The sequence below is a fragment of the Legionella pneumophila subsp. fraseri genome (assembly GCF_000586315.1).
Classification (GTDB): Bacteria; Pseudomonadota; Gammaproteobacteria; order Legionellales; family Legionellaceae; genus Legionella; species Legionella pneumophila_B.
The window spans coordinates 1-676 of the sequence record NZ_JFIM01000062.1 but is presented as its reverse complement, the minus strand read 5'-3'; the positions used below and the strand labels follow the sequence as shown (position 1 = coordinate 676).

Below are 676 nucleotides of genomic sequence, written 5' to 3'. Positions count from 1 at the left end.
GAGGCTTCCTCATGCGAAAGTAGGTCATCGCCAGGGTTTTATTTTATAGTGCGACCCGTTGAGTTGCATAAATTAATATAGATTAGTTGTCTCAACATAATGTTAATCAATATAGACACTAAGCTATCATGTATAAAGAATTTGCTGGCGTAGCTCAGTTGGTAGAGCAACTGACTTGTAATCAGTAGGTCCCGGGTTCGATTCCTGGTGCCAGCACCATCTAAATAGAGATAGATGTTGACTAAAAATGTTGACAATCCATTCATCTTAAAAGACAATAGCGTTCTTTTTGGAGGGGTTCCCGAGCGGTCAAAGGGATCAGACTGTAAATCTGACGGCTCAGCCTTCGAAGGTTCGAATCCTTCCCCCTCCACCAGTTAAGAGAGAAGTTAGAAAGCGGGTGTAGTTCAATGGTAGAACTTCAGCCTTCCAAGCTGATAGCGTGGGTTCGATTCCCATCACCCGCTCCAAAGTAGTGAATAGTATTTGCTTGTTCAGAATGAGTTAGCAAGCTGATATGAAAGCCCACATAGCTCAGGCGGTAGAGCACTTCCTTGGTAAGGAAGAGGTCGTTGGTTCGAGTCCAGTTGTGGGCACCATGTAATATAAATTAGCAAACGGGGAGACTTTCCGATGGCGAAGGAAAAATTTGAACGTAAGAAGCCGCACGTAAACG

Annotated in this window: 4 tRNA genes; all 4 read left to right on the top strand. The window is 44.1% G+C overall.

From position 1 onward, the window contains the following. Positions 1-143 precede the first annotated feature (143 nt). The 4 genes from CC34_RS0110155 (at position 144) to CC34_RS0110140 (ending at position 599) form a co-directional block, all read left to right on the top strand. A tRNA-Thr gene (locus CC34_RS0110155) sits at positions 144-219 on the top strand. Between the two features lie 72 nt (positions 220-291). Further along, positions 292-376, top strand: a tRNA-Tyr gene (locus tag CC34_RS0110150). A 20-nt stretch (positions 377-396) separates the two neighbouring features. Further along, positions 397-470 (top strand) — tRNA-Gly (locus CC34_RS0110145). A gap of 53 nt (positions 471-523) precedes the next feature. After that, a tRNA-Thr gene (locus CC34_RS0110140) sits at positions 524-599 on the top strand. The last annotated feature ends 77 nt before the right edge of the window (positions 600-676 follow it).